General features: G+C 63.6%; 29 protein-coding genes and 2 tRNA genes. 12 read left to right on the top strand and 19 right to left on the bottom strand.

The window, feature by feature from the left end; genetic code table 11:
- On the top strand, positions 1 to 1,249 hold a 1,249-nt coding region (locus EN745_RS10245), incomplete at its 5' end, for an iron chelate uptake ABC transporter family permease subunit (protein ID WP_145992003.1).
- 342 nt (positions 1,250 to 1,591) lie between these two features.
- Here the strand turns inward: EN745_RS10245 and EN745_RS37470 are convergent.
- Positions 1,592 to 1,726 (bottom strand): hypothetical protein, encoded by a 135-nt coding sequence (locus EN745_RS37470; RefSeq protein WP_281033070.1) that lies wholly within the window; start codon positions 1,724 to 1,726, stop codon positions 1,592 to 1,594.
- Positions 1,727 to 2,091: 365 nt separating this feature from the next.
- On the opposite strand from EN745_RS37470, the gene EN745_RS36910 reads away from it, so the two are divergent.
- A complete protein-coding gene (locus EN745_RS36910) occupies positions 2,092 to 2,298 on the top strand; it encodes a hypothetical protein (protein ID WP_245455651.1) in 207 nt (68 codons plus the stop codon).
- 92 nt (positions 2,299 to 2,390) lie between these two features.
- Here EN745_RS36910 and EN745_RS10235 read toward each other — a convergent pair whose 3' ends face one another.
- The 11 genes from EN745_RS10235 to EN745_RS10180 form a co-directional block, all read right to left on the bottom strand.
- Complete coding sequence (locus EN745_RS10235) at positions 2,391 to 2,942, bottom strand: hypothetical protein (protein ID WP_245487686.1); 552 nt, start codon at positions 2,940 to 2,942, stop codon at positions 2,391 to 2,393.
- 61 nt (positions 2,943 to 3,003) lie between these two features.
- Positions 3,004 to 3,079, bottom strand: a tRNA-Phe gene (locus EN745_RS10230).
- A gap of 173 nt (positions 3,080 to 3,252) precedes the next feature.
- The gene (gene yacG, locus EN745_RS10225) at positions 3,253 to 3,471 is read right to left on the bottom strand and encodes a DNA gyrase inhibitor YacG (RefSeq protein ID WP_126056549.1); all 219 of its coding nucleotides are present in this window, start codon (positions 3,469 to 3,471) and stop codon (positions 3,253 to 3,255) included.
- Positions 3,468 to 4,094, bottom strand: a complete 627-nt coding sequence (locus tag EN745_RS10220) for a Maf-like protein (RefSeq protein ID WP_126056548.1) — start codon at positions 4,092 to 4,094, stop codon at positions 3,468 to 3,470. The genes yacG and EN745_RS10220 overlap by 4 nt, the downstream gene beginning before the upstream one ends.
- A 19-nt stretch (positions 4,095 to 4,113) precedes the next feature.
- Positions 4,114 to 4,332, bottom strand: a complete 219-nt coding sequence (infA, locus tag EN745_RS10215) for a translation initiation factor IF-1 (protein ID WP_006200926.1) — start codon at positions 4,330 to 4,332, stop codon at positions 4,114 to 4,116.
- 197 nt (positions 4,333 to 4,529) lie between these two features.
- The gene (locus tag EN745_RS10205) at positions 4,530 to 4,940 is read right to left on the bottom strand and encodes a low molecular weight phosphatase family protein (RefSeq protein WP_126056546.1); all 411 of its coding nucleotides are present in this window, start codon (positions 4,938 to 4,940) and stop codon (positions 4,530 to 4,532) included.
- A gap of 42 nt (positions 4,941 to 4,982) precedes the next feature.
- On the bottom strand, positions 4,983 to 5,468 hold the full coding sequence (locus tag EN745_RS10200; protein WP_127421191.1) for a UPF0262 family protein: 486 nt from the start codon (positions 5,466 to 5,468) through the stop codon (positions 4,983 to 4,985).
- 2 nt (positions 5,469 to 5,470) lie between these two features.
- Positions 5,471 to 6,763 carry a histidinol dehydrogenase gene (gene hisD / locus EN745_RS10195; RefSeq protein ID WP_127421190.1) on the bottom strand — a complete coding sequence of 431 codons (1,293 nt, stop codon included), beginning with the start codon at positions 6,761 to 6,763 and terminating at the stop codon, positions 5,471 to 5,473.
- 9 nt (positions 6,764 to 6,772) lie between these two features.
- Positions 6,773 to 7,204, bottom strand: a complete 432-nt coding sequence (locus tag EN745_RS10190; protein WP_127421189.1) for a DUF2948 family protein — start codon at positions 7,202 to 7,204, stop codon at positions 6,773 to 6,775.
- A 234-nt stretch (positions 7,205 to 7,438) separates the two neighbouring features.
- Positions 7,439 to 8,731, bottom strand: coding sequence for a UDP-N-acetylglucosamine 1-carboxyvinyltransferase (murA, locus tag EN745_RS10185; protein ID WP_126056542.1), 1,293 nt, complete (start codon positions 8,729 to 8,731; stop codon positions 7,439 to 7,441).
- Between the two features lie 134 nt (positions 8,732 to 8,865).
- Positions 8,866 to 9,066: a hypothetical protein gene (locus EN745_RS10180; protein ID WP_126056541.1), complete on the bottom strand. Its 201-nt coding sequence runs from the start codon at positions 9,064 to 9,066 to the stop codon at positions 8,866 to 8,868.
- 271 nt (positions 9,067 to 9,337) lie between these two features.
- On the opposite strand from EN745_RS10180, the gene EN745_RS10175 reads away from it, so the two are divergent.
- Positions 9,338 to 9,412 (top strand) — tRNA-Thr (locus EN745_RS10175).
- A 56-nt stretch (positions 9,413 to 9,468) separates the two neighbouring features.
- On the opposite strand, the gene EN745_RS10170 is transcribed toward EN745_RS10175, so the two are convergent.
- From EN745_RS10170 to EN745_RS10145, 6 genes are all read right to left on the bottom strand, one after another.
- A complete protein-coding gene (locus EN745_RS10170; protein ID WP_210213746.1) occupies positions 9,469 to 10,053 on the bottom strand; it encodes an NAD(P)H-dependent oxidoreductase in 585 nt (194 codons plus the stop codon).
- A gap of 136 nt (positions 10,054 to 10,189) precedes the next feature.
- Positions 10,190 to 10,666: a DoxX family protein gene (locus tag EN745_RS10165; protein WP_126056540.1), complete on the bottom strand. Its 477-nt coding sequence runs from the start codon at positions 10,664 to 10,666 to the stop codon at positions 10,190 to 10,192.
- An 11-nt stretch (positions 10,667 to 10,677) separates the two neighbouring features.
- A complete protein-coding gene (locus tag EN745_RS10160; protein WP_127421188.1) occupies positions 10,678 to 11,463 on the bottom strand; it encodes a DNA-binding domain-containing protein in 786 nt (261 codons plus the stop codon).
- On the bottom strand, positions 11,450 to 12,484 hold the full coding sequence (locus EN745_RS10155; RefSeq protein WP_126056538.1) for a DUF692 domain-containing protein: 1,035 nt from the start codon (positions 12,482 to 12,484) through the stop codon (positions 11,450 to 11,452). The genes EN745_RS10160 and EN745_RS10155 overlap by 14 nt, the downstream gene beginning before the upstream one ends.
- A 43-nt stretch (positions 12,485 to 12,527) precedes the next feature.
- Positions 12,528 to 12,797, bottom strand: a complete 270-nt coding sequence (locus EN745_RS10150; protein WP_126056537.1) for a DUF2282 domain-containing protein — start codon at positions 12,795 to 12,797, stop codon at positions 12,528 to 12,530.
- A 235-nt stretch (positions 12,798 to 13,032) separates the two neighbouring features.
- Positions 13,033 to 13,893, bottom strand: a complete 861-nt coding sequence (locus tag EN745_RS10145; RefSeq protein WP_127399719.1) for a hypothetical protein — start codon at positions 13,891 to 13,893, stop codon at positions 13,033 to 13,035.
- 221 nt (positions 13,894 to 14,114) lie between these two features.
- Here EN745_RS10145 and EN745_RS10140 point away from each other — a divergent pair, with 221 nt between their 5' ends.
- The 6 genes from EN745_RS10140 to EN745_RS10115 all read left to right on the top strand — a co-directional run bounded on the left by EN745_RS10140 (position 14,115) and on the right by EN745_RS10115 (position 18,430).
- Positions 14,115 to 14,390: a hypothetical protein gene (locus EN745_RS10140; protein WP_126056535.1), complete on the top strand. Its 276-nt coding sequence runs from the start codon at positions 14,115 to 14,117 to the stop codon at positions 14,388 to 14,390.
- A gap of 189 nt (positions 14,391 to 14,579) precedes the next feature.
- Positions 14,580 to 14,855, top strand: a complete 276-nt coding sequence (locus tag EN745_RS10135; protein ID WP_127421187.1) for a hypothetical protein — start codon at positions 14,580 to 14,582, stop codon at positions 14,853 to 14,855.
- Positions 14,856 to 15,026: 171 nt separating this feature from the next.
- Complete coding sequence (locus tag EN745_RS10130; RefSeq protein ID WP_126056533.1) at positions 15,027 to 15,941, top strand: LysR family transcriptional regulator; 915 nt, start codon at positions 15,027 to 15,029, stop codon at positions 15,939 to 15,941.
- A 186-nt stretch (positions 15,942 to 16,127) separates the two neighbouring features.
- Entirely contained in the window at positions 16,128 to 16,628 is a 501-nt protein-coding gene (locus EN745_RS10125) for a cupin (RefSeq protein WP_126059243.1), read from the top strand.
- A 90-nt stretch (positions 16,629 to 16,718) separates the two neighbouring features.
- On the top strand, positions 16,719 to 17,921 hold the full coding sequence (locus EN745_RS10120; protein WP_126056532.1) for an MFS transporter: 1,203 nt from the start codon (positions 16,719 to 16,721) through the stop codon (positions 17,919 to 17,921).
- 44 nt (positions 17,922 to 17,965) lie between these two features.
- Positions 17,966 to 18,430 (top strand): DUF302 domain-containing protein, encoded by a 465-nt coding sequence (locus EN745_RS10115; RefSeq protein ID WP_127405176.1) that lies wholly within the window; start codon positions 17,966 to 17,968, stop codon positions 18,428 to 18,430.
- A 62-nt stretch (positions 18,431 to 18,492) separates the two neighbouring features.
- On the opposite strand, the gene EN745_RS10110 is transcribed toward EN745_RS10115, so the two are convergent.
- Complete coding sequence (locus EN745_RS10110) at positions 18,493 to 19,407, bottom strand: LysR family transcriptional regulator (protein WP_126056530.1); 915 nt, start codon at positions 19,405 to 19,407, stop codon at positions 18,493 to 18,495.
- 275 nt (positions 19,408 to 19,682) lie between these two features.
- Between EN745_RS10110 and EN745_RS10105 the strand changes: the two genes are divergently transcribed.
- The 3 genes from EN745_RS10105 to EN745_RS10095 form a co-directional block, all read left to right on the top strand.
- A complete protein-coding gene (locus EN745_RS10105) occupies positions 19,683 to 20,465 on the top strand; it encodes a 3-hydroxybutyrate dehydrogenase (protein ID WP_127405178.1) in 783 nt (260 codons plus the stop codon).
- Between the two features lie 25 nt (positions 20,466 to 20,490).
- Entirely contained in the window at positions 20,491 to 21,642 is a 1,152-nt protein-coding gene (locus EN745_RS10100) for a patatin-like phospholipase family protein (protein ID WP_127421186.1), read from the top strand.
- Between the two features lie 34 nt (positions 21,643 to 21,676).
- Positions 21,677 to 22,185, top strand: a 509-nt coding sequence (locus EN745_RS10095) for an FAD-dependent oxidoreductase (protein ID WP_245487685.1), incomplete at its 3' end; no start/stop codon positions are given.

Genomic DNA, 22,185 nt, shown 5'->3' with positions numbered 1-22,185 from the left:
GATTGCCTTTGTCGTCGCCGCCGTTGGCGTCGTAGGCTTTGTCGGCCTTGCGGCGGCGGCCCTTGCCCGCATAGGCGGCGCCCGCCGGCTCGGCCAGCGGCTGGTCATGGCGCCGTTGATTGGCGCCGCGCTGCTATGGGCCGCCGACCAGGGCGTGCAACTGCTGACCGGGCCACAGGGCGATCATTTGCCGACCGGCGCCATCACGGCGCTTCTCGGCGCGCCGCTGCTGCTCTGGCTGCTGCCGCGCCTTGCGCTTGGCGCCGAGCTTCCAGCGCCTGCCGCCGAACGGCTGCCGCGCGCGAGCCCTCCTGGCCTCCTGCTGGCGACGATCGGCCTGTCGCTCTTTTTGCTGCTCGCGCTTGTGCTCTGCTACGGACCGGGGCCGCACGGCTGGAGCTTCGTCCTTGGCGACCAGTTGGCACCCTTGCTGTCATGGCGACTGCCGCGCGTTTCGGCCGCGCTTGCCGCCGGCGCCATGCTGGCGCTGGCCGGCTTGATGATGCAGCGCCTGACAGGCAATCCGATGGCCAGCCCCGAAGTGCTGGGCATCAGCGCGGGTGCTGCGCTAGGCATGATGGCGGCGCTGTTTTCCGTGGCTGGCCCCAGCCGTCCGCTGCAGATGATGGCGGCGACCGTCGGCGCCTTCGCTGCTCTGGCGGCGACACTTGCGCTCGGCCGCCGCGCCGCCTACGCGCCGGAGCGGCTGCTGCTCGCCGGCGTCGCGCTGACCGCTCTGTTCGATGCGTTGATCCTGGTGCTGACCGCAACTGGCGACCCGCGCGCCATGCTGCTGCTCAATTGGCTGACCGGCTCGACCTACGGCGTCGATGCGGACTCGGCGCTGCTCACTGCGGCCGCCGCGCTTTGCCTGTTCCTCGTGGCTCCCCTCTTCATCCGCTGGCTGGATATGCTGCCGCTCGGCGCCTCCGCCGTGATGGCGCTTGGCCTCGACGTGCGAAAAGTCCGGTTCGCCGTCCTGCTGATGGTCGCCGCGCTCACCGCCGCCTCGACCCTGATCGTCGGTCCGCTGACCTTCATCGGCCTGATGGCGCCGCATCTCGCCCGCCGCCTCGGCCTTTCGCGCGCGCTGCCGCAGGCGGTGGGCGCCGTGCTCCTCGGCGCGCTGATCATGGTCGCCGCCGACTGGATCGGCCGCACCGCGATCTTCCCGCGCCAGATTCCGGCCGGTCTCGTCGCCACGCTGATCAGCGGCCCGGTGCTGATGGGGCTGCTGCGCCGCCGCTGATCTTGCCCCAGTGGAGATAGAAATGTCCGCCCTGCCGAAGGCGTCGCCCGCCCTGATCGCCGACACCACTGTTCACGATTTTGTCCCAAGAGGCGGCGCTGCTGGAGCGAAGCTGCGCCAAAATTGGCCCGTGCACCAAGAGTGGTTGTCTTTGGCGCGCGCCGAATGGCAGGCGATTTCATCGCGCCCAATCCAGACACATATAAGCTGGTACCCCCCGACACTTTGGCTCGCGCTCTTGGCCTGCTGGAAAAGGTGTCGGCGCTTCCCGGTCGCGGCGCGGATGAGGCTGCGGCGGAGTAAAGCCCGATACATCCGGTGGAACGGGACAGGGCCGGCGCGCTAAAAGCCCTTGCCTCGCAGCCAATTCCACCCACGGCCTTTACGGGTTTCGAGGTCGGTCCAATAATAGGCCGCAGCCAGAATAGCCGGAACAACAAGCCCGACAATCACGACTGCCAAAACAAACCAACTCATGGCCTAGGCTCCTGCCGCTCGCGGTAGAGCATCCAGAGCGGCAGGGTTATGATGGCGAAAGTGATCACGGCCAACTCAACCCAGTAAGTAAATGGGTCAAGAGCTCGCTCTACGGGGTGATCCTTGAGAGGAATCCTGCCCGTCCAAAAGGATTGGGCAACCAACCAGACTAGAGCAAGCTCCGTAGCGACCATAACGGCTCGCATCATATACTTATTGGGTTTCATGGGCTTTTCACATAACAGCGCACCCCGGATTCAGGCAACGGGTCTGTCAAATATACAATCGCCATTGGGAAGACCGCGCCATCGATCCTTTTTCTGGAGGCCTTCGAAACAGCCAGACCCGAGGGGCTGGAGGCGCAAGTGATCCTGTCGGCCGGCGAATACGAGACGGAAAAGCTGGCGCCGTTCCAGGTCGGCGCCGAGGATGAGCAGAAGCGCCTGGAGCACAAGCAGGTGACGCGCACCGACGAATTCGCCCGCCTGATGGCCGAGCGGCTGGACGCCATCTCCCGCATCAGCGCCAGCTTCGAGCTGCCGGCGAGAACCACATGTCGATCCTGCCGGTGACGGTCAACCGCGCCGTGCAGGCAGCGTTTGCGGTGAGGTAGGCCGGTCTTTGCCGTATACCTGTCGGGCAGAAAGATCGACGTGTTGCGACGTCATTTCGCCGGAGGCGCGCTCAATCGCCGGTAGGGCACGCCGTCGAACACCGCCGTCACGAAGTCGGTGACGGACATCTTGCGCTTGCGCCCGTCGCTGCAGGCATAGACCGGCCAGCCATCGTCGCTGCATTCGCTGGCCAGGCAGATCTGGGCAAGGCAGTTCCCGGCGGTCAGCCGGAAGCCGCCCTTGCCGGCGAAGCCCTGCAGCAGGCTGCCGTCCGCCGAGCGCCATGTCCGTTGGCTGAATTCCGTCCGCAACAGCCGCGGCTCAAGAGGAACCGCGAGGCCGGTTTGGCCGGGACGTGTTCCGAGTTGCAGGCGGAAGCGCGCCATTGCGGTCGTGTAGGCAGTGACGGTGTCCGATTCCCGCGCATAGGCTGTCGCGAGACTGGCGTGGTCAAGCAGATGAGACGCGCGCTCGCCTGCCTCTACCGGCGTCATCAAGGCAACGATGGCAACAAGGGCGAAGCAAGCTCGCGGCATCAGACATTCCAGCAGCCATATCGATCCGGCGTGCCGGTTTGCCCCCCGGTTCGCCTGCGGCAGCATCCCGCCAATCGGCGTCTGGCGCAAGGCGCCCGGTAGTGGTTGGGACATTGTAAGGAAAAAATGGTGCCCAGAGGCGGATTCGAACCACCGACACGCGGATTTTCAGTCCGCTGCTCTACCAACTGAGCTATCTGGGCCTCGCCGGCAAACGAGATTTCGCAGGCCGGATTTCTTGAAGACGCCGCCGGCGCCCCTAGAAAGCGCGTGGGTTATAGCACGGGAATTCAGCCTGTCCAGCGCCTAAGCACGGATTTCAGCCGGGAAAAGAAAACCACCGAAAGACGGCGGCAAAACAGCTGATATCGTGCGCTTACGGCTCGTCCTTGGGCGCCGGGTTTTGCTCCGGCCCTTCGCCTTCTTCCTCTGCGTTGCGCCCGGGGATGACGTAGGCGCCCTTCAGCCAGCGATTGAGGTCGATGTCCTTGCAGCGCGCCGAGCAGAACGGATAGTGCTCGCGCACCGATGCCTTGCCGCATTCGGGGCAGGGGCGCCGGGGGCGCAGCGGCGTGACCTTGTCGTCCAGGCTCATGGGCGCGCGGTGAGCCAGCTCGCATGCACCTTGAAGCCCTCGCCGGCAAGCAGGGCCGTCGTCTCGTAGAGCGGCAGGCCGACGACGTTGGTGTAGGAGCCGACCAGCTTGACGACGAAGGAGCCGGCGAGGCCTTGCACGGCATAGCCGCCGGCCTTGCCGCGCCATTCGCCGGAGGCGACATAGGCGTCGATCTCCTCGCGCGGCAGCCGCTTGAAGCGCACCCGGGTCTCGACCAGCTTCTGGCGCAGTTTGCCGCCCGGCGTGATCAGGCAGATGCCGGAATAGACCCGGTGCGAACGGCCGGAGAGCAGGCCGAGGCAGTTGGCGGCGTCGTCGATCGTCTCGGCCTTGGGCAGGATGCGGCGGCCGACCGCCACCACCGTGTCGGCGGCGAGAACGAAGCCCGGTGCATAGTCGTCCTCGCTCTTCAGCGAGGCGAACGCCTTCTCGGCCTTGTCCTTGGAAAGCCGCTTGGCCAGCGAGCGCGGATGCTCGGCGCGCAGCGGCGTCTCGTCGACATCGGCCGGCAGCACGCGGTCCGGCTCGATGCCGGCCTGCTGCAGCAGCTCGATGCGGCGCGGCGAACCCGAGGCAAGCACGAGCTTCTGCAGGATGCTCATCTGGGGTCGCGCCGGGCTGTTACTTGAAACGGTAGGTGATGCGGCCCTTGGTCAGGTCGTAGGGCGTCATCTCGACCAGGACCTTGTCGCCGGTCAGCACGCGGATACGGTTCTTGCGCATGCGGCCGGCCGTGTGGGCGATGATCTCGTGTTCGTTTTCGAGCTTCACCCGGAACATCGCGTTGGGCAGCAGTTCCGTGACCACACCCGGAAACTCGAGGACTTCTTCCTTCGGCATTCGATACCTTTGCTTGGATTTCGGTTCCGGCGCCTAGAGCATGATGCCGAAATGTGTCAAGCGGTTTTCGGACGACATCATGCTCTACTTCTTTGATCCGGAGTCGGATGATTTCCGGCCGAACCGACCGGAAATCATCCGACTCCGGCCGGAATTTCGGCGGAACCTATATGATAATCGTCCGCTTGTGAACACGCTTAATCCAAGGCGCTTTTTGCCTCGGATGCGGGAAAACGTCTGGCGATGCGCGCCTTCAGGCGCTCGCGCACATCGCGATAGGCGGCCATGATGTGCTCGCGCGTGCCGCCGGCATCCGTCGGGTCCGGCATCGGCCAGTATTCGACCTCGACGGCGAGCGAGCGGGTGAGCTCGAGCGCCGCGTGGTGCGCCTCCGGCGCAAGCGTGACGATCAGGTCGAAATAGTCGTCCTCCAGCTCGTCCATGGTCCTCGGCTGGCGCTCACCGAGCGACAGCGTGTCCTCGGTCAACACCGCGTCGACGAACGGGTCGCGTTCGCCCGCGCGCACGCCGGCCGAGGCGACGAAGATGGCCGAGGGCAGCATGCGCCGCGCCAGCGCCTCGGCCATCGGCGAACGCACGGCGTTCATGCCGCACAGAAAGAGGACCGAATGCGGCAGCGAGGCCAGGGCCTAGCCTCGCCAGTGCAGCACGCAGACCAGCGTGAACAGCCGGCGCGCCGTGTCGAAATCGATGTCGATCTTGCCGGCAAGCCGGTCCATCAGAGTTTGCGAACCCTCATTGTGCAGGCCGCGCCGGCCCATGTCGATCGCCTCGATATGGCTCGGCGTCGACGAGCGGATGGCGTCGTAATAGCTTTCGCAGATCAGGTAATAGTCCTTGACGATGCGCCGCAGTGGCGTCAGCGACAGGATGTGCGTGACGACGGCCGCGCCATCCTCGCGCGCCACGGCGAAGACCAGCCGGGAATCGACCAGCGAAAGCTTCAGCCTGTACGGTCCGGCGCCGTCGTCATTGACCGGCTGGAAACTGTTTTCCTCGATCAGGTCGAAGATCGCCACCGCCCGCTCGTGCTCGACATCGGGCGTCGAACGGCCGATCGATTCGTCGAGCTCGACATCGATCAGCCTGGCGCGGGTTCGGTCGTAGTCGGACATCGCTACATGTTCAACCTGATCGCGACGGAACGGCCATGCGCATCAAGCCCTTCCGCCCTGGCGAGCGCGATCGCCGCCGGCGCCAGCGTGCGCAGCTGCTCCGGCCCGAGCTTGAGGATCGAGGTGCGCTTGACGAAATCGAGCACCGAAAGCCCCGATGAGAAGCGCGCCGAGCGCGCGGTCGGCAGCACGTGGTTTGAGCCGCCGACATAGTCGCCGATGACCTCGGGCGTGTGGCGGCCAAGGAAGACGGCGCCGGCATTGCGCATCCTGGCAAGGAAGGCCTCGGCGTCGTCGATGGCAAGTTCCACATGTTCGGCGGCGATGCGGTCGACCAGCGGCAGCGAGGCTTCGATCGTCGGCACCAGGATGACGGCGCCGAAATCGCGCCAGCTTGCAGCGGCGGTCTCGGCGCGTGGCAGGTTCTGCAACTGGCGCTGGACGGCTTCCTCCACCGCCTTGCCGAAGGCGGGGTCGTCGGTGATCAGAATCGATTGCGCCGACACGTCATGCTCGGCCTGGGCCAAAAGGTCGGCGGCGATCCACTCGGGGTCGTTGCTGCCGTCGGCCACCACCAGCACTTCCGACGGTCCGGCGATCATGTCGATGCCGACCGTGCCGAACACCTGGCGCTTGGCCGCCGCGACATAGGCGTTGCCGGGCCCGACGATCTTGGTGACCGGCCTTATCGTGTCCGTGCCATAGGCGAGGGCGGCGATCGCCTGCGCGCCGCCGACGCGGTAGACCTCGGAGACGCCGGCGATATCGGCCGCCACCAGCACCAGCGGGTTGATGACGCCGCCCGGCGCCGGCACCACGATGACGATGCGCTCGACGCCGGCAACCTTGGCCGGCACCGCGTTCATCAGCACCGAGCTCGGATAGCTTGCGGTACCGCCCGGCACGTAGAGCCCGACAGCCTCGATCGCCGTCCAGCGCGAGCCGAGCTCGACGCCGGCGGCGTCCGTGTAGCGGTCGTCCTTCGGCTTCTGCCGCTCGTGATGCGAGCGGATGCGGTCGCGGGCGAAGCGCAGCGCCTCGACCGTTTGCGGATCGGCCTCGGCATAGGCCTTGGCGATGTCATCCTTGGAGACGGCGACGCCAAGCCTGGCGAGGTCGGCCTTGTCGAACTTCAGCGTATAGTCGATGAGGGCCTTGTCGCCCTCGGCGCGCACGCACTGGACGATCTCGCGCACCGCGGCGTCGACATCGGCCGACACCTCCCGCTTGGTCGTCAGGAAGGCGGCGAAACGCTGCTCGAAATCGGCGTCGGAATGGCTGAGTGTGATGGCCATCTGCTGCGCTCAAGCCCTGTGCACGGGACGCGAGGAGGCTTCCCAGGCGCCGCCTATGTCGGCAAGCCGCGCCTCAATGCACTCGACATCGAGCATGATCGTGCCGCCGCCGGAGAAGATAAGCTCGACGATGCCGGCGGGCTTGCTGATTTCGACAAAGCTGATCGCCAAAAGTGACAGCACCTCGGCCGGCTTGTCGCGGGCGATACCGCTGGTCTTGGCGCCTAGCACGCGGTCGAAATGCAGCACCGCCTGCCGCCGCTCATTGTGCTGGCGGAACAGGCTGGATTTCGCCTCCCAGACGAAACGGTTCATGGTCAGCACGAAGCGCTTGGCCGCCGGCAGGAATTCGAGGTCCGAGACCTTCATCACGGCGTCCTGGACATGGGCCGAGACGATGCCCAGGTCCTGGTCGTCGAGCGCGATGAGCTTGAGAGCCATGCGGAATTTGTACCTAACGTTGGTTTCAAGCTTCGTGTTAGGCGGTCTTTCCATTCCGCGCAACCGCACAGGGTTTCTGTCAAGGCAACCGGCTCAGGTTTGCCAGCGGACTTCTCCCCCGTTTACGGGCAGAAGGTGCCGGCAGGCGGATGAGGGGCGGCGCCGACTTTTAACAATTGGCCATTCCAAAACGAGTTGAAGGCCTCTTTGTCTGCAACGGGTGCCTTGCGGCCGTCAGCCCGAAATCCGCTCTATCACCGCGCCGCAGCCGGAAAGCTTCTCCTCCAGCCGCTCGAAGCCGCGGTCGAGGTGATAGACGCGGTTGACCGTGGTCTCGCCTTCGGCGGCAAGGCCAGCGATGACCAGCGAGACCGAGGCGCGCAGATCGGTCGCCATCACCGGCGCGCCCTTCAGCTTGGCGACGCCGTCGACGATGGCCGTCTGGCCGGAAAGCGTGATGTGGGCGCCGAGCCGGGCGAGCTCCTGCACATGCATGAAACGGTTCTCGAAGATGGTCTCGGTGATGCGCGACTTGCCCTTGGCCATGGTCATCAGGCCCATGAACTGCGCCTGCAAATCGGTCGGGAAGGCCGGGAAGGGCGCCGTCGTCACGTCGACCGGCGCAATGCCGGCACCGTTGCGCCGGACGCGGATGCCGGAATTGGTCGGCGTGATCTCGGCGCCGGTCTCGGAAATGACATCGAGCGCGGTCTGCAGCAATTCTGGTCGGGCGCCTTCGAGCACGACGTCGCCGCCGGTCATCGCCACCGCCATCGCATAGGTGCCGGTCTCGATGCGGTCGGGAATGACGCGCACGCGGGCCCCCGACAGCGCCTCGACGCCATCGATGGTGATGGTTGGCGTGCCGGCGCCGGAAATCCTGGCGCCCATGGCGTTGAGGCATTCGGCGAGGTTGACGATCTCGGGTTCGCAAGCGGCGTTTTCCAGCACCGTCTCGCCCTTGGCCAGCGAAGCAGCCATCATCAGCACATGAGTGGCGCCGACCGACACTTTCGGGAACACATAGCGGTTGCCGACGAGACGGCCGTTTTTGGTCTTGGCGATGACATAGCCGGTGTCGACGTCGAGATCGGCGCCGAGCGCCTGCAGGCCCTCCAGGAACAGGTCGACCGGGCGCGTGCCGATGGCGCAGCCGCCCGGCAGCGACACCTTTGCCTCGCCCATGCGGGCCAGCAGCGGCCCGATCACCCAGAAGGAGGCGCGCATCTTCGACACCAGTTCGTACGGCGCCGTGGTGTCGACGATGTTGCGGGCGGAGAAATTGATGGTGCGCGAATAGCCTTCCTGCTGCTTCTCACGACGGCCGTTGACCGAATAGTCGACGCCGTGATTGCCGAGGATGCGGATCAATTGCTCGACATCGGCCAGATGCGGCACGTTCTCCAGCGTCAGCGTGTCGTCGGTGAGCAGCGAGGCGATCATCAGCGGCAATGCCGCGTTTTTCGCGCCGGAGATCGGAATGCTTCCGGCGAGCTTGTTGCCGCCGACAATTCTGATGCGATCCATGAGAGAATGTCCCCTCGGCCGGAACGGCCGGTTCAATCGTTTGAGTATCGGCCCGTCTAGACCATTGGCCGGCTTGGTTCAAGGATTCTGGGTCCCCTGCGCCGAGTGTGGCGGAGCAGTGTGGCCGGTTTGGGCTAGTCCTTGTGCATTTTTCCAGCAGTCGGCAATCCTTCCGGCCGCTGATCGGGCTCATTGGCGCGCCGCTTGTCGGCGTCGCCCGAGCGGCGCGAGCGCGACTGCGCCTTGCGCTTCCCGAGATTGGCGCGCAAGGCTTCGGCGAGCCGGTCCTTACGGTCGCCTGCGCCTTTTTTCGGTGGATTTGCCTTGTCATTCATCGTCCCATCCCCGGCCGGCTGACTAGCCAACCTTGCTGAGGCATAGCCAACATTGTGGCGCGGCCATGTCGAGGAAGGCGGCTTCCACAGCCGCGGCATTGCCAATGCATGTCGCCCAAAAAGTGCGCAGTGGTTTCGGGACAACGACATGCAACACTCAGGGTCATGCCGCCCAAAACCGCGTGGCGGTTTTGCGACGATGAAGCGCGACACTTTAGGTTTTTCTTGGCCTTGCGCTCGCCGGTTCGTTATGGCAGAAGCCCCGCCATCGGCTGCGGTAGCTCAGTGGTAGAGCACTCCCTTGGTAAGGGAGAGGTCGAGAGTTCAATCCTCTCTCGCAGCACCAGCCTATCCCATTGAAATCGCTGAAGTCCTTGACATGCAAGGGCTTGTGCCCATCTTTCACACCGATTTCAGGACATGGGCGTCGTCGAAGTCCGCGAGCTTCGGATACGTGATCGTCGGAGCATTCGCGAGGCTGAGGACGCATTCGCGGTAACGATCGAGCCACCTCTGGCGTTCACCGTCGCTGATGCGCGCTGGTGTGTGCACAAGGAAAGGCTCGATAACCGTGAAGCCAACAAAATAGAGCATTCCGTGGTTGATCGGGAACAGGATCTCCGAGATTGGGCCGTTCAGTCCACAGCCTGAATAGATCGGCGGCGGTCCGCCGATGGTGACGGAACACATCGCTCGTTTTCCCGCGAAGACGCCGCGATCATACCATTTGCCGCCGCCATAGATGCGGCCGCCGGGACGCGAACACTCGGTCACCCAGCCCTTGAGGATCGCCGGCAGCCCGAACCACCGGAGCGGGAACTGCAGGATCAAGGCGTCGCACCAGAAAAGCTTGCCCATCTCCGCCTGGATGTCCGGCGCGAACCCGTCATGGGCAGCCGCGTTCGCCTCCTCAGACTGCTGACGGTAGTAGTTCGCGTCGCGTCTCGTCGTGAAGTTGCGACGATCTGATACTGGGTTGAAGCCCATAGCATAGAACTTCGTGTCCCGCCGCAGACAACGCCCCCTGCGCGGCGCGGGTCAGGGCGCCGTTGAAGCTGTTGGGCTCGGGGTGGGCGTGATCGATGAAGATGCGCGCCGTGCTTTTCCCCCTCGGTCGGAATGTTCACCTTCCAGGCGCCGAGAGAACCCGCGCCGCGACATAGTCTAGCGAGAACACACCGGCGCCGCGTGCCAGCACGAGCAGCAGCAACGACGCCCATAGCAGGTGCTCCGCCCAGTTCTCCGGATAGACGAAGATCTGGATGACGGAGACGACGCCGATCAGCATCAGGGCAGCGAGGCGCGAAAACAGCCCGAGGAATATCAACACCGAGCCCGTCAGTTCAGCCGCCGTGGCCAGTAGCGCCGCGATCGACGGGTCGATGAACGGCAGATTGTATTCGTTGGCGAAAAGCTGCAGCGTCACCGGCCAGGATACGAGCTTCGTCTGCGCGGACTGCCAGAAGACATGCGCGACCGCGACGCGTGCGGCGAGTTGGACCAGCGAAAACGGAATGTGTTCGGGAAGCTTGATGATACGCTTGTAGAAGCCGACAAAGCCGGCCGGGTTGGACGAGGAGTGTTCGGATATTGCGGTCATGACCATCTCCATCAATTTGAGGGGGAATTCGCGGCGACTCGCACGTTGGTGACGAGCCTGTCGCGGAACAGACGCATAAGGGCGGAAACCAGGTCGAAGGTCGGGTCGAGAGCCAGGGCACGGCCAGTGGCATGCTCGAGGCCGAGACCGTGTTTCAGCGAATGCCAGAAGGCGAAGCTCGCGCGGTCGAGCAGAAAAAGCCGCACGTAGTTCCCCGATCGCCACAACGCCACACGTTCGGGACGCCTTGTCCAGGTAGTGCTTTCGTCGGCCGCCGTCTCCTGTTGATGCGCCATCCATACCGACAGGATCGACCAGTGCGAGACGATCAGCCGCAGTGAAGGCTGGAGCAGGATATCCGGCGAGGACCCGAGGTCGGTGTTGTCGTATTCTGCGAGGCTGCGGGGCGGCAGCGAAGCCGTATCGAGTGCCTCCGCTATGGCCCATTCGAGCCGCGCCGTTTCGGCGACGATCGGCATGTCAGACAGCGTCTCGATCGTCTTCAGGAAGCGCGGGAAGCCGGCCCCATAGCGCGAAAGACGGGATTCAACCGGCGGGTGGCGTCGAATGAACTCGCTCGCCACATAACGGAAGAAGCGTTCGTCTACCAGCCGGACGGTGACGGGAAAAGCCGCCATCAGCGCCGCGGTCAGCGAACTGCGCGTGTTGTTCTGGTAGATGCGCAGGCGGGCCAACGGATCGGCCCTGCCGGCGGTCAGCACATTTGCGGCTGCGACTGGTTCCATGGCGAGCACCGATCGCGCCAGGGTGGTCTGCAGGAGTTCAAGCGGCAGCATGGTATTCCTCCTCAATTGACGGCAACGCTGCGGACATGGACGGCCTGGCGGCTCTGGCAGCGGCAAACGCCGCAAGCACCGGCATGCTGGTCGTCGTTTCACCTTCGAGAGAAAGGCGGATGGGCGCCGACCGGGCTTCGGTCGTTTGGTTGCGTCTCGCAACCTGCCGACGGTTGAACATGATCGAGGCGGTCAACATGTCGGCCCACATCGCTTCGCCAAGCAGCACGTCGAGAACGGGAACGTCGGTGTCCCATTCGATCAACGTCGGGCGCGGTCCGAGCCGGCCCACGGCATGCTGGTAGAGCGCCCAGACGACCGGCGGCACCCGCGAGCCATGGTCGTCGATGAGCACGGTGTCGGCACCGACCTGATTGATCGCGTGGCCGGCAAGATGGATTTCGCCGATCGCGTCGGCCGGCAGCGCATCGATGAAGGCTTTGGCGTCATACTGCAAATTGTGCGCCGAAACCTGGACGTTGTTGACGTCCAGCAGCAGGCCGCAGCCTGTTCTAGCCACCAGCTCGGCCAGGAATTCGGCCTCATTCATCGAGGAGTCCGCAAAGGCCAGATAGGCCGACAGGTTCTCGATGAGCACCTGCCGCTTCAGCGTGTCCTGGACGGTCTCGACATTGCGGGCAACGACGGCCAGCGCCTCTTCGTCATAGCGCAGCGGCAAGAGATCGTTGAGATAGGCGCCGTCGGCAACGCTCCAGGCGAGATGCTCCGAGACCAGATCGGGTTGGAAGCGCGCGCAGACCTTGCGCAGGCGCTCCAGATGGGCACGGTCAACTCCCCGCGCGCTGCCGAGCGACAGGCCAACGCCATGCACCGAGAGCGGGTAGATCTCACGCAGCCGCTCTAGCGCCTCGACGCAGGCGCCGTCTCCCATGTAGTTCTCGGCATGAACTTCGAGCCAGCCGGCGGAGGGCCGTCGCGTCAGCATCTCCGAGATGTGGGGGGAGCGAAGACCGATGCCCGCTGATGCGGGGATCGCGAGGGGCTGAAACGCACGGGACATCGGTCTGCTCCATTCAAGAGGGTCGGTTCGAAGTCTGGATCGTTCAGGCTTTCGGCTTGTCGCTGCCGCCGGTGATCTTGGCGCAGCTGCCTGCGGGCACGTAGAGCCAGGAATCCGGCTGATTGTCGGTGGTTGCGGTGCCGGCGCATGAATGCGTCGCGGTCTGGCAGTCGTTCTGGCCGGCCTTGACGACGCCGTAGCACTTCTCGAAGGCGAAGCCGGGCTTGGCGGAGGGACCGCTGTAGGCCGCCGTCGCGGCGAGCGAAGTGGCGGCCGCGAGGGCCGATCCGATGAGGGTCTTGGTGTTGATCACAGGCTTGTCTCCTGGTTGGTGTTTCGAGGGAAAGACCGGCCTGCAGGGCCCGTCTGCATGCACTCTCTCCGATCGTGATGCCGAGCTGAAATGCTGTCTCGGCATGGAATTGATACGCGGCCACTATGTTCTGGAGAGCGATGCGAAAAAGCCCTCCGGCGGGGCCACCGGAGGGCTTGGCGCCTGCGTTCGGGAGTATGCGAAGCAGACGCTGCTAGGCGGGAGGGAGGCGCGCCTATATGTGTTGGACTCGGCAGCCGACAGCTGGGCGTTCGTCGATGCCGAAAAGATCGGCGACAAGCCAGCCTTCGGCACATTGCCGACCTCTGTCACGCATGCCAGTCAGTTCACCCCAGTCGATCCAGGGTCTCGCGAAGAGCGCAGCCCCACCTCGGTATTGACTGTCGAAGATGGTGTGAACCGGCGCGCATTTGGTCGTGCAATGGGTGGAGGAGAAGCTGCGATCCGGACATAGTGTCGTGAACAGTGAAGGCCTACCTGCGATGATCAGGCGATGGCTGGTTTTCGGCGACCGAGCAGGCGGCAACTGCGAGAGTTCGCCATCACCCCAATAGCTGTCGCCGTCGATTTCGACAGGCGGGGAGAGGAACGGGACGGTGGCTGCCGCCACGATAGCGTTGATCGACAATTGCTCGCCTGTGAAGACCTTCACGGCGTCGGTGCCGGCGTTGACGGCCAGGACGCCGAGTTTCACCGGGCAGCGCTCGTCGCGGAGTTGCTCGATGTCGATCGACTGTTCCAGTATCGATCGAAGCAGACTGGCTCTGTCGATGGAGAACATCGAGGCGTGGCTGACGCGCCGCCAGAAGTTGGTGAGCGCCATCCGAGCGCCACGCCGGCCGCCAAGGCTCAAGCCGTAGGCCAGGACCGCCGCCTCCACAGCTCCGAAACCGGACGCTGTAACTGCGCTGAAGACAAGGTTCGGCTCATCCAGCAGGCGGTCGAGCACGCCCCAGACGAAGGCGCCGTGTGCATCACTTGCCAGGATGATGTCGACAGACTGCCCCTCTTCCAGCCGGGAACGCGTCCCGGGAATGATGGCCTGGTCAATTCGCGTTCCGGACTGGACGTGCATCTCTTGGTCTCCATCCCAAAGTCGCTGGCGGGGCGACTGGTGAGGAGACTGCCGCATCTTCTTCTTCAGCCGAAATGCCAAGGTGGCATGAAGTCCATAGGCAGATTGCATTGGCTGCCGGTCTTTTCGGGCCGCACTCTTCCTCCCGATCAGGCCAGGCGATGCGTGTCACCAACTCTGGCATCGTTGCCAGAACCGCGGCCTGGAACAGGAGGTGAATGATGAGAAGACCACTCGTCTGTGTGGCTGCGCTTGCAATTGGTCTTGGTGCGAGCCCGGCTTCAGCTGACCCGTTCAATGACCTCGCCGCATTGCCGACGTTCTATACGGACGCCACGATGCAGACGATGAAACCGATGGCCGGGTTCAAGAAGGCCTGGTTCGCCGTGCCGAAGCATGACCGGGTCAAGATGACGAAGGCTTGCAACGACCCGTCGATGAGTAAGCCCCACGCCCAATTCTGCGCCAACGTCCTCGCTTTGGGCGGAGCTAACTAGCGGTGCGACCGTAGACATCTACGAGATGCATGCCCGGCATAACCTCGATACGCAGATGGCATTGGCAGGTTGCCGGCTGGTCGTCGCAAGATCAAACTCAGCAATGAGGAACTCGGAAATTCTGACTTGCTGTCAATCAGTCAAACGGTCGTCGATAGGGCGACTACCCGATCAGAGAAGGACTTGAAAATGAATCTAAAAGCTATCTGCCTCGGTGCCTTTGCCATTTCCAAGCTCGGCGGCGTTGCCTTCGCCGGCGCGCTCGACGAACCGTCCAACATGCAGCCCTTCTTCACCGATTCCGGCATGAAGGCGATGAAGTCGAGTGCCGACTTCGAGACGGCGTGGAAAGCCATGCCGAAGGCGACGCAGGATGCGATGATGAAGGAATGCAACGACGCCGCCATGAGCAAGCCGCATGCTCAGTTCTGCGCCCAGCTCTTCACCTTGGGCCATCACAGCTGACGCTTCCCGGCGCCGAGCACTATTGCACGGTTTGATGGCGGGCCCTGGCCCGCCATTGGCGCATGACGAAACGCTATCGACTTCATAGCCCCCGTGCATTGGCGTGATGGAATGGTTTGCGGCACGGTTCCAACCTGCACATGCATCTATGCAGCAGAGGGATAAACCGGCATGGACATTCATCACATCCGCTACTTCCTGGCCGTGTGCGAGACGCGGAACTTCACGCGCGCCGGCGAAAAATGCAATGTCACCCAACCAGCGCTGTCGCGCGCCATCCAGCAGTTGGAGGATGAGGTCGGCGGCCTGCTGTTTCGCCGCGAACGGAACCTGACCCACCTTACCGATCTGGGTGCCCTGCTACGCCCGCGGTTCCAGCAGATCCTCGACGAGGTGACCGGCGTGCGCCAGGAGGCGTCGAAATTCCTTTGCCTGGAAAACGCAAATCTCAAGGTTGGCGTCATGTGCACCATTGGTCCGCGTCGCTTCACCGGCTTGCTGGCCGATTTCAACAGACGCCAGCAGGGCATCCAGTTGCAGCTGGTGGAGGGTGTGCCGGCTTCGCTGTCGCAACTGCTTGAAGCGGGCGAGATCGACGTCGCCATCATGGCGTCCAGCAACAGTTTTCCGGAGCGTTTCGACGTCACTCCGCTCTATCGCGAGCGGTTCGTCCTGGCCTTCCCGAACGGTCACCGGCTGGCTCGCAACGACAATGTCGCCATTTCCGAACTCGACGGCGAGAACTACCTGAGAAGGTTGAATTGCGAGTATCGCGACCACCTCGCCGGTCTCTGCAATGACCGCGGTGTGAAGCTCAGGATATCCTACGCCAGCGAGCGCGAAGACTGGATCCAGAACATGGTTTCCGGTGGACTTGGCATCTGCTTCATCCCGGAATTCAGCGCCGTCATCCCGGGCTTGCAGATCAGGCCTGTCATCGACCCCGAGGTTTGGCGGGAGGTCTCGCTGGTCGTCGTGTCGGGCCGCCGGTTCTCACCGGCGACCTCGACCTTCGTGAACAGTGTCAAGGCACACAGCTGGCCGGAAAGCGGCATAGATCTGCCGGCCAGGAAAACGGCTGCGTAGCATTCGAAATGAAGTCTAACGCCGCGATAAATGTCGTGGCGAAACAGTCTCGTTGGCGCGGTTGTCCATCATAGTTTTCAGGTATCGAATTAAGAGCCAGTCAGCATTTCTCTTTCGTCGAGGCTGCCGTCACTCTCCACTCATGCCCCGCTTCCGCGATTGGGCACCGACAAAGGAGAACTAGACATGGCTTGCAAGACTATTGCATTGCGGGTGCCGCTGAAGTTGGCGTTGACACTCGGACTTCTCACCGCGACCGCCGCGTTCTCGGTGGCTCCGGTTTTCGCCGGCGACTGCCCTGCTGGCCAGGCCGCCACCACCGACATCCAGGAACATCCCAGTAAACCGGTCGGCGTGACCGACACGGTCCTTTCCGCAATCGATTTAAGCAGCAAGGGCGAAGGCTGGAAAGGCAACATGCTGCGCCTGCGCAAGCTCGTTGTTCAGCCTGGCGGCGTAGTGCCGTGGCATGAGCACAATGTCCGCCCGGCAAACATTCTGGTGGTCGAGGGCTCGATCACCGAATACCGCAGCACCTGTAAGGTCGGCATCGAACATCCGGCCGGCGACGCGACGGCCGAGTTCGGCCAGCTCGCCCACTGGTGGAAGAACAACGGCAAGGTTCCAGCGGTGCTCTATTCGGCCGACGTCCTGCCGCCTGCGATGCACGAAGACCACATGATGTGAGCCGCTCGTCGCGGTCAGCAGATCCCAGCATCAGCAATAAAATCGCGTCCTCGGGCGATGGCCTGGGGACGTGTGGCCACGGAGCCTGACATGACGTCCAGTGAACATACCGAACCGAGGCGGCTCCGCATGGTTGCCGCGGACAGCTGGCGCTTCGGCCTGATTGCCTTGATCGCGTTTCTGACGCTTGTCGACCTGTTCGCCACTCAGGCCATCCTGCCTTCGCTGGTGGCAAGATTCGGCGTCAGTCGCGCGACCATGGGTTTCGCCGTCAATGCCAGCACCTTCGGCATGGCGGTGGCCGGTATCGCCGTCGCGCTCTTCGGTCGCGGCATCGATCGCCGCAACGGCATCTGGATCAGCCTGGCCATTTTGGCGATCCCGACGACGTTGCTTTCACAGACCGACAGCATTGTGGTCTTCGCCCTGCTGCGCGTAGCGCAAGGCTTGTGCATGTCGACCGCCTTTACGCTGACGATGGCCTACCTGGCCGAGCATTTCTCCGCGCGGCAGACGACGAGCGCGCTTGCGGCTTACGTGACCGGCAATGTTGCCAGCAACTTCTTCGGCCGGCTGATGTCAGCCGCCGTCGCCGACACATTCGGCATCTCCACCAATTTTCTGATCTTCGCCGGCCTCAATCTGTTCGGCGCCGCCCTTGTCTGGCTCACACTGCAGAAGACCTCTGCAATGATGCGCGCCGATGGGATGGGCGAGCCCGCCCGCGCCGCATGGAAGGCTCCGCTGCAAAACGCCGAGCTGCGCGCCTGTTTCGCGATCGGCTTCCTGATCCTTTTCGTCTTCATCGGCACCTTCACCTATGTGAACTTCCAGCTCGTTGCGACACCGCTGTCGCTGACACCGATGGCCTTGGGCGCGGTCTATTTCGTCTTCCTGCCCTCGATGCTGACGACCCCGCTTGCCGGGCGCGTCGCGGCAGGTCTCGGTCCGAGCGGAGGGATCGGAGCGACACTCGGGCTGGCGATCGTCGGACTGCTTCTGCTGCTCGCCGCCAGCCTCCCGGTCGTTCTTGCCGGGATGGCTTTGGTCGCCATCGGCACCTTCTTGGCGCAGGCGATAGCCACCGGGCATGTGAGCCGGACCGCCTCGCGCGATCGCGCCGCCGCAAGCGGCATCTACCTTGCGTCCTACTATGCGGGCGGGCTCGCCGGCAGCTTCATCATCGGGCAGCTCTACGACCGTATCGGCTGGGCCGCGTGCGTGGGTGTGCTCGCCTCGGTTCTCGCCGGCGCGATCGCGACTGCGCGCATGTTGCAAACGCCGAGGACGTGACACGCAAAGACCGACAACTTCGCTATCCAACCAAGGAGACTGACATGACCAACTACCTGAAAACCATGATTGCAGGCGCCGCCATGCTGATGGCGGTTGCCCTTCCGGCCGCCGCATCCGACGGCGTCGTCACGGTCAAGAGCGACTATTCCGTCGCCGAGACCGTGGCTCGCATCAAGAAGGACGTGCTGAAGAAGGGCATCATGTTCTTCGGCGTGATCGACCAGGCAAGGCTTGGCAAGAATGCCGGCAACGATGTCAGGCCGTCCCGGCTGGTGATGTTCGGCAATCCGGCGCTCGGCACTACCTTCATCACGTCCAATCCCGAGGCCGGCCTGGACTGGCCGGTGCGGGTGCTGGTCTACCAGACCCCCGATGGTTCGGTTTACGCCGCCTACAGCGATTTCGACTGGATCGCCAAACGGCACGGCATCACCGACCGCACCGCGCAGTTCAAGATGGCGACGGAGGTCATCCAGTCCGTGACCTCGACGGTAAGAAAGAACTGAGCGCGGACAGTGCCGGAGATCCGCTGCCTGTGCATCCAAGGAGGGCGCCCCGCACAGCGAAACTACTCGGCGGCGGCGGCCAGAGCCTTCGCCCGTTCGCCGAACCACTTCTTCTGCGTGGCCTCGCGCACCAGCGCGCCGACTGCAGGCGAGTGCCTGCGGCCGCGTACGGTGACAAGATTGACCTCGCGCCAGAACTCCGGTTCGGTGATTGGCAAGGCCACCACGCCCGGGTGCTTGGCGGTGTGCTCAGGCATGAAACCGAAACCGAGCCCGGCCGCGATCATCGCCAGCGTCCAGTCGTCACGATCGCTCCAGTAGACCGGGCTGACCGTGACGCCCTGCTCGGCGAGGATGGCATCCGCATAGCCTGCAAACTCGCAATTGTTGCGGTGGATGTAGCTTTCGTTGCTCATATCCTTCACCCGCACCATGCGCTGGTTGGCGAGGCGATGAGCCAGGTGAACCGCCATCACCATCTGCTCTTGAAACAGTGGCAGGGAATGCACTTCTTCGTCGGGCACGTTCGACGGCAACGCATAGATGGCGGCCTCGAGGTTGCCTTCCAGCAGCCTCCGCCTCAGGCTCACGGCGTCAGAATCGCAAAGGTGAAGCTCTACGCCAGGATGATGCCCCCGGACAGCCGCGATGAGCTCGATAATCTCGTCCGGGGCGATCGTGCTCATGATGCCGACCCTGAGCGGCATCTTTTTCAAATTCACATATTGCTCGGCGATCTGCTTTGCCTGGCGCGAGTTCTCGAAGACGCCCTCGAGATAGGTCTCGACCATGCGGCCGAGCTCGGTGAGGTGCGTGAAGCGGCGCTCACGGTGGAATAGCGCTCCGCCGAATTCGTCTTCCAGCAGCTTGATGGCGCGTGAAAGCGCGGGCTGCGTGACATTGCACTGCTCGGCCGCCCTGGTGAAATTCAGCTCCTTGGCGACGGCCAAGAAGTATCTGACCTGGCTGATCTCCACTGCACGCTCCCTCACCGAACGCGCATACGCACGCCCCCGCGTTGCCGGATGATCTTACTAGCTGCCCTAACGTCAAACAACCCGATCGGTCGATCGACACCTCGGATGCGGGACCACGATCTGACCGTCGGCTATCGAATCCATGTCTCAACGGCATTTCCGCAGTTTCGGGCCGCTCGCCATACTGGTCCGCAGATCCAGAGCCGGGGTGCTGCAGCCCGTCGCTCGCAACCACTGGCCATTCGCGCCCGCGGCTCAAACAAGAGGAAATGACGATGCTCAATGGAAAGACAGCACTCATCACCGGCTCGACCAGCGGCATCGGCCAAGGCATCGCCGAAGCCTTCGCGGCCAAGGGCTGCAACATCGTTCTGAACGGTTTCGGAAATGCCGGCGAGATCGAGTTGCTGCGGAAAAAACTGGCCGTCGACCACGGTGTGACCGTCCGCTATGACGGCGCTGACATGAGCAAGGGCGATGCCATCACGGAGATGATGGACAAGGCCATCGCAGAATTCGGCGCGGTCGACATTCTGGTCAACAACGCCGGCATTCAGCATGTCGCGCCGATCGATGACTTCCCGATCGAGAGATGGGAAGCGGTCGTGGCGATCGATCTCATGTCTTCCTTCTATACGATCCGGCGTGCCCTGCAGGCGATGAAGGCGCGCAAATGGGGTCGCATAATCAACGTCGCCTCCGCGCACGCTCTGGTCGCTTCCCCCTACAAATCCGCCTACGTTGCGGCCAAGCACGGTGTCGCCGGCCTGACCAAGACGGTTGCGCTGGAAGTCGCCGAGCAGGGCATCACCGTCAACGCGGTTTGCCCCGGCTACGTGCTCACCCCGCTGGTCGAGAAGCAGATACCGGACACCGCGAGGGCGCGCGGGATCACCGAACAGCAGGTGATCAAGGATGTGCTTTTGGCCGCGCAGCCGACCAAGCAGTTCGTGACGGTGGAGCAGGTTGCTGCGCTCTGCCTGTTCCTAGCCTCGGACGAAGCGGCCTCGATCACCGGCGCAGTCATGCCGATCGAAGGCGGCTGGACCGCCCATTGAGCCGGCAACGAGGAACGACAAGGCCATGAACAGGATCACGCGAAATCCGCCCGTCTCCGAGGCGGCACTTGAGATCGGCCCTCAGGGTGAGCCCAAACGCCAGACCGTCCTTGTCCTTCAAGGCGGTGGTGCGCTCGGGGCCTATCAGGCCGGGGTCTACCAAGCGCTCGTCGAAGGCGGCGTTGAACCGGATTGGGTCATCGGCACGTCGATCGGCGCCATCAACGCCGCGCTGATTGCCGGAAACGACCCCTGGGATCGCCTGCCGAGGCTTCAGGAGTTCTGGGACGGCGTCTGCCGGAGCAGCCCGCTCGACGAGTTTTTCCGGATGATGGTTCCGAGCAATATCTTCGCCAACATGGGCACGGTGATGCGCGGCATCCCGGGTTTCTTCGAACCGAACCCAAGCGCCATGTTCGGGCTCAATCGCGAGGTCGGCGTCGAGAATGCATCCTATTACACCACCGATCCGCTCAAAAGGACGCTGAGCAATCTGATCGACTTCGACTACCTCAACGGGCGCCACACGCGACTGACGGTCGGCGCGGTCAACGTCAACACCAGCGAACTCAAATATTTCGACACGCGTGAGATGACGTTGTCGGTGGCGCACATCATGGCGTCAGGTGCCTTGCCGCCGGCGTTTCCAGCCGTCTGCATCGACGGCGAGCCGTACTGGGACGGTGGCATCTATTCGAACACGCCGATCGAGGTGGTGCTCGACGCACGTCCGCGGCGCGACGCGCTGATCTTTGCGGTCAACATGTGGCAGCCGCGCGCCACGGAGCCGAAATCGATCTGGCAAGTGATGGGGCGGCAAAAGGACCTTCAATACGCCAGCCGCGGCAAGAGCCACGTGGCCCGCCAGGAGCAGCTACATCGGCTTCGTCACGTCGTGCGAGAAATGGGAAAGCTCGTCCCCGAGGAGCGGCGCGAGGATCCCATCTTCAAGGAGTTGGCGTCCTATGGCTGCCCTTCGGTCATGCATCTTGTCCGGCTCCTTTCGCCGCGCCTCGACGGCGAGGACCACACCAAGGACATCGATTTCACCCGCTCGGGCATCCGCACCCGCTGGCAAGCAGGATACGAGCATGGGCAGCGCGTCCTCGCGGAAAAGCCGTGGGAATGCGAGGTCGACATGCTGCAGGGCATCGTCATCCACGAGTCGCAAGAGTGATGGGCGCGCGCCGAGGAAGACACGGAGACCACCGATGCAGATCATCACCCCCGGCATGCGATTGATTCCGGAAGCCGTGCTTGCCAACAACGCCGCGCTGTTCCGCACGATCACGGAGACTCCCTCGCATGCGGACAAGTCCCTGCATCGCGTGGTCATTGTGGGCGGCGGCGCCGGCGGCCTGGAACTGGCGACACGGCTCGGCCGCAAGTTCGGCAAACGGCGGCTTTCCGTCACACTTGTCGATCGCAACCGCACCCATATCTGGAAGCCGCTGTTGCATGAGGTGGCGTCGGGCGCGCTGAACACTTCGCATGACGCCGTCGAATACATCGCCCATGCCAGCCGGCACCACTATCGATACCGCATAGGCGAGGTCGTCGGCATCGATCGTGCAAAGCGCCAGGTCTTCGTCGCGCCCAGCTTCGACGACGACGGGAGGCAGGTCATACCGCCGCGGGTGCTGGGCTATGACACGCTGGTGCTGGCCGTCGGCAGCGTCAGCAACGATTTCGGCACGCCGGGCGCCGCGCGCCATGCCAT

Origin of the sequence: Mesorhizobium sp. M4A.F.Ca.ET.022.05.2.1 (genome assembly GCF_003998845.1) — a bacterium.
Lineage (GTDB): Bacteria > Pseudomonadota > Alphaproteobacteria > Rhizobiales > Rhizobiaceae > Mesorhizobium.
The sequence above is the reverse complement of the archived record's forward strand: the minus strand, read 5'-3'. Positions and strand labels throughout refer to the sequence as shown.

Excerpts from the sequence above, each read along its gene's own strand:
- EN745_RS10160 (WP_127421188.1), bottom strand. The coding sequence starts at position 11,463 with ATGCTGCCGCTTGAACTCCTGCAGACCACCCTGGCGCGATCGGTGCTC.
- EN745_RS10165 (WP_126056540.1), bottom strand. The coding sequence starts at position 10,666 with ATGACCGCAATATCCGAACACTCCTCGTCCAACCCGGCCGGCTTTGTC.
- hisD (WP_127421190.1), bottom strand. The coding sequence starts at position 6,763 with ATGGCCATCACACTCAGCCATTCCGACGCCGATTTCGAGCAGCGTTTC.
- yacG (WP_126056549.1), bottom strand. The coding sequence starts at position 3,471 with ATGAGCCTGGACGACAAGGTCACGCCGCTGCGCCCCCGGCGCCCCTGC.
- EN745_RS10105 (WP_127405178.1), top strand. The coding sequence starts at position 19,683 with ATGCTCAATGGAAAGACAGCACTCATCACCGGCTCGACCAGCGGCATC.
- EN745_RS10235 (WP_245487686.1), bottom strand. The coding sequence starts at position 2,942 with ATGCTGCCGCAGGCGAACCGGGGGGCAAACCGGCACGCCGGATCGATA.
- EN745_RS10220 (WP_126056548.1), bottom strand. The coding sequence starts at position 4,094 with ATGAGCATCCTGCAGAAGCTCGTGCTTGCCTCGGGTTCGCCGCGCCGC.
- EN745_RS10135 (WP_127421187.1), top strand. The coding sequence starts at position 14,580 with ATGAATCTAAAAGCTATCTGCCTCGGTGCCTTTGCCATTTCCAAGCTC.
- EN745_RS10100 (WP_127421186.1), top strand. The coding sequence starts at position 20,491 with ATGAACAGGATCACGCGAAATCCGCCCGTCTCCGAGGCGGCACTTGAG.
- EN745_RS10205 (WP_126056546.1), bottom strand. The coding sequence starts at position 4,940 with ATGAACGCCGTGCGTTCGCCGATGGCCGAGGCGCTGGCGCGGCGCATG.
- EN745_RS10145 (WP_127399719.1), bottom strand. The coding sequence starts at position 13,893 with ATGCACGTCCAGTCCGGAACGCGAATTGACCAGGCCATCATTCCCGGG.
- EN745_RS10140 (WP_126056535.1), top strand. The coding sequence starts at position 14,115 with ATGAGAAGACCACTCGTCTGTGTGGCTGCGCTTGCAATTGGTCTTGGT.
- EN745_RS10130 (WP_126056533.1), top strand. The coding sequence starts at position 15,027 with ATGGACATTCATCACATCCGCTACTTCCTGGCCGTGTGCGAGACGCGG.
- EN745_RS10180 (WP_126056541.1), bottom strand. The coding sequence starts at position 9,066 with ATGAATGACAAGGCAAATCCACCGAAAAAAGGCGCAGGCGACCGTAAG.
- EN745_RS10125 (WP_126059243.1), top strand. The coding sequence starts at position 16,128 with ATGGCTTGCAAGACTATTGCATTGCGGGTGCCGCTGAAGTTGGCGTTG.
- EN745_RS10115 (WP_127405176.1), top strand. The coding sequence starts at position 17,966 with ATGACCAACTACCTGAAAACCATGATTGCAGGCGCCGCCATGCTGATG.
- EN745_RS10190 (WP_127421189.1), bottom strand. The coding sequence starts at position 7,204 with ATGGCTCTCAAGCTCATCGCGCTCGACGACCAGGACCTGGGCATCGTC.
- EN745_RS10155 (WP_126056538.1), bottom strand. The coding sequence starts at position 12,484 with ATGTCCCGTGCGTTTCAGCCCCTCGCGATCCCCGCATCAGCGGGCATC.
- EN745_RS37470 (WP_281033070.1), bottom strand. The coding sequence starts at position 1,726 with ATGAGTTGGTTTGTTTTGGCAGTCGTGATTGTCGGGCTTGTTGTTCCG.
- infA (WP_006200926.1), bottom strand. The coding sequence starts at position 4,332 with ATGCCGAAGGAAGAAGTCCTCGAGTTTCCGGGTGTGGTCACGGAACTG.
- EN745_RS10120 (WP_126056532.1), top strand. The coding sequence starts at position 16,719 with ATGACGTCCAGTGAACATACCGAACCGAGGCGGCTCCGCATGGTTGCC.
- EN745_RS10200 (WP_127421191.1), bottom strand. The coding sequence starts at position 5,468 with ATGTCCGACTACGACCGAACCCGCGCCAGGCTGATCGATGTCGAGCTC.
- EN745_RS10170 (WP_210213746.1), bottom strand. The coding sequence starts at position 10,053 with ATGGGCTTCAACCCAGTATCAGATCGTCGCAACTTCACGACGAGACGC.
- murA (WP_126056542.1), bottom strand. The coding sequence starts at position 8,731 with ATGGATCGCATCAGAATTGTCGGCGGCAACAAGCTCGCCGGAAGCATT.